Annotated in this window: 3 protein-coding genes; all 3 read right to left on the bottom strand. The window is 48.6% G+C overall.

Translation table 11 applies throughout. The annotated features are described in order from the left end of the window. Positions 1–2,103, bottom strand: a 2,103-nt coding sequence (locus AC1DUA_RS34040; RefSeq protein WP_477503950.1) for a right-handed parallel beta-helix repeat-containing protein, incomplete at its 3' end; no start/stop codon positions are given. A 4-nt stretch (positions 2,104–2,107) separates the two neighbouring features. After that, positions 2,108–2,638, bottom strand: coding sequence for a carbohydrate binding domain-containing protein (locus AC1DUA_RS34035; protein ID WP_477503949.1), 531 nt, complete (start codon positions 2,636–2,638; stop codon positions 2,108–2,110). A gap of 62 nt (positions 2,639–2,700) precedes the next feature. Next, positions 2,701–3,820 (bottom strand): Ig-like domain-containing protein (locus AC1DUA_RS34030; protein WP_477503948.1); only part of this gene is annotated, 1,120 nt, incomplete at its 5' end.

Here is a 3,820-nt window from a genome sequence, read left to right as displayed (position 1 = left end):
GTCCATCAGCACCCCGCTGCCGATAGCCAGCGAATCCGGCTGCAGCTTATAACCGTCTAGCGAGTTAATCGCTGAACCGCTTCCCGGATTCACAAATAACGGATCCGCTACCAGCATAGCAGCATCCGGAATAACGCTGGAAGCAGGTGCATTGTTGCCAAAGAACAAGTTGTGATCGTAGGTCCAGCTAGCTTTTTTGGTATATCTGCCAGTGCCTTTGTTGTAGAAAATATTATTGCTTAACGCCGCCTGTGTCGCTCCGCCTTGCGAAACCAACAGATTGGTGTTCAGGCCTTCCCCTACATAGAAAACATTATTGTAAATCTTTACGTTATACACATTGCCCGCGCCACAGACTGTAAAAGTCTGATATTTATCATTTTGGCTAATGTTATAACGGAAAATGCCGTCATAGACGCCACCCGCTCTGCCGTCCGAGCATAATAGAAGGGTACCCCCGTCGTTATCGTGACTGTAGTTATACTGGTAAATAACCCCTTTGGACCCATGATCGAAATCAAAGGGCATGCCATCTCTTGTGGAAAACCCGCCGCTTACTTCATTGTATTGATAGAGAGTGCGATCACCATCCCATGTCCACATTCCTGCGTTATAGCCTGCAGATGTCTTGTTGTAACCATGCAACGTGTTATGTTCAACAAGAGCTTCATCCGTCATATGCGGACTTATACCATCACCGCCGATATTCGTCAGCTTATTCCCCCGAATTACCACCCCGGTTATCGGTGTCCAAGGTGTCGAAGCGCTAATTCCGTATCCGATGTTGTCACCTAACATCGTTCGGCTTTTCCAATCGGTCCAAGTAATAATGCCCGTGCGCGATACATTCTCAATGATGTTATTCTCGATCACTACATCATCGAAAGTCGTTCTGCGATGCACAGAACCTGGTGCTGGAATGGCATTTCCATCCATACCGGAGATTTTGACACTGACCTGGATACCTGCACTGCCGTTTGCATCTTTATTGTCCTGACCGTTAACATCATGAACAAATAAATCGTGCAGATGGATATGGTGAAGCGTAGATACAAGGGTCAATTCGTTCGTCGCCCCTGCTCCAAAATCCTCTGCAGAAACCAGAACACCACGCCGGGCTGCCGTTGCTGGAACTGGGGAGTAATTGGTTATCTCTAGATCGCCAATTTCCCAATATTGCTGGTTGTATAAGTAAACGGTACTTTCAATGCCTCCGCCTTGAATGAGCGGCTTTTTGCCCTCGCCATACATCCCGATCGCGATCACTCTGTCTTCCGTTCCTGAGCCTAGCGGATGAAGCTGTCCGCTCCAAATGCCGCCCGCTTTGAATAAAATTTGATCTCCCGGCAAGAAGGTAACGCCGTTAATCTGACCCAGCGTTTTCCACGCCGATGCCGGGCTTTCTCCATCATTCGTATCATTTCCGAATTCGTTATCTAGGTAATAGGTGGTGCCTATGGCCGACGATTTGATGATAAACGGTTCGGCAAAGGTTGGACTGCCCTTGTAAGTGACAGAGACAGTAACGGATTGCTGCTGATCTGTTTTGGCAATTGGGTTCGTAAGGAGCGTCACCCGTCTCAACTCAGGAGCATACTCGTATCCGACGATGTTCAAATTCATAGGCTGCGCAGTCAAATTGGACGTATAGTCAACCTTAAAATCTTGAACTTTCGGAGCAGCCGTTGGTTGTTTATCCAGCAGCACATATACTTTGCCATTGGATGCCGTTGTGCTCTCCACGTTAGCAGTCACCTCCGGTGCGCCTGATGCTGCAACCAGAAACGAGCCGGTAGCCATGGATCCCCGATATCGAACATTGAACGTATTTGTTTGTTGAACTGGCAATTGTTGAATAGGGGCAAAATGGAAGGAAACCATTTTACTGCTTCGATCATATTGAAAATCAGTGACCATTACGGAATGGGATGTCGGATCATCATCGGTCGTATAAGCAGCCGTAAAGTCAGTTGCAGTGGGGTCTGTCGTTGGCACGGCATCCAGCGAGATTGTCGCAAGTCCATTCGTCAGGCTCAGAGACTGGATATCCGCATAGGTTACCGCTGAAGAGGATGCCGCCACTTTGACAGACTGGAAGGCCACGACTTTATGGTCGCATACTCACCACATTCGAAGGCGCTCTGAATGACATAGACTTCTTCGTGTACGCCGTTTCGGTATATGCAAGGTCCTTCGTCCCGCCCGAATTGAACTCAACCGAAATCCACGCCGGACTCGTACCTCCTTCGGTTTTGCCCCAGGCTTCAAACGTATATAACGCATTCGGGGTAACGCCATTTGTGAAATAATCATGTTTGGCACCGCCATTCGGCGCCGTTACCTTCAAAGCTTTGGTGCCACCGTTGATGGAATCGTTTAGGATGGAAAACTGCGTGCCGCTATAGCTAGTCCAGAGTGCGCTTCCTTGCTCAAAATCACCGTTCACAATCAAATTCTCACCGTCAACCATATCAAATGTTAATTTTACGGTGCTATTTGTTCCTGGCTCTTGATGGATGGCTTTAGTCAATTCCTTCGTACCTGTTACAGCCATATCTGCTTGAACGACTGGGATACCAGGCGTAAACGCCGTGACCATCAGGCAAATCACCAGGCTGCGTGATAAAATTTTAATCATGTTGTCCTCCTCTGGAAGTGTGAGCTCAGAGAGAAGCTCCCTAAGCCCACACCGTGCTTAACTTATTGAATAATTTTGCTCGCGATTGCTGCAAGATCGTTGATGTCAATCACATTATCATGGTTTATATCCGCGAGTTTAACTTGGTTCCAGTCCAGACTTGAGGAGTTTTTACCATAGTTAGCAGCTGCAAAACCAAGATCCCCGATACTGACTTTACCGTCCCCGTTCACATCTCCCGGAGTTCCAACTGGTATCGGCGTAACTCGGACGGTGATCGAAGATCCGTCTGCTTTCGTTTCGTTCCCTTGATCATCCCCTAACGTTGCGTCCGCGATCGTAATCACTCCAGCTGCCGCATCCTGCACATTCTTCGCCTTGAAGATGATGTCTGCGAATTCAGCCGTACCGGTAATGGCATGGCCAGCCCCTTGACTCGCCAGAATAACGCGGAGCGTTCCTGCTTGATCCTTGGATTGAACGATGCTAATACCGTCTTGCGTTGACTTTGCCGAAACAAACTCCATGACATTGGCATCATAGTTCAGCTGAATGTCCTGCGCATAGACGTTTTGCGTCACGTTCTTCAGTCCGAAACGGACCGTAAACTCACTGCCTGCGGCAACCGAGTCTGCACCGCTTAGGGTCGTTCCAGGAGTTGTCGGAACAACTGCTTCTACCGTTACTTGACTAACAGCCGTGAAGTTGCCTTCGGCCGTAGTTGCCGTGATCTCCGTGCTTCCCGCTTTAAGTCCCGTCACCACAGCTTTGCCGTTTCCGCCATCTGCAACAGTCGCTACTGTTTCGTCGCTGCTTTTCCACGTCACGTTTTTGTTCGTAGCATTGACCGGCGATATGACCGCTTCAATCTCGCCTGATTGCCCTGCACCCAATAGCAATTGTGTCATGTTCATCTGCACGCCGGTGACAGCAATTTGATCTACAGGGACGATTTCTGCACGGTCAATAGTAACGACAGTACCTGTAGAGGATATATTTTTAGCCCCAGTCACCCTAACCTTTATTATATGTTGACCGGAAGATAGGACTGGGGAAACGAATAAGGTAGCTCCGGTTTGTGTTGAAGATGCATACAGATCTATCATCCGTTCTGTACCTCCATCAATGGAAATGCCTGCAATGCCTTCTCCGGGCGCTTTAGTCCCGATCAGGATCATTTGC

It is taken from the genome of Paenibacillus sp. 01T422 (assembly GCF_056398785.1).
The sequence above is the reverse complement of the archived record's forward strand: the minus strand, read 5'-3'. Positions and strand labels throughout refer to the sequence as shown.

Bases quoted from the DNA above. Each gene is read 5' to 3' on its own strand.
- AC1DUA_RS34035 (WP_477503949.1), bottom strand. From the start codon at position 2,638: ATGATTAAAATTTTATCACGCAGCCTGGTGATTTGCCTGATGGTCACG.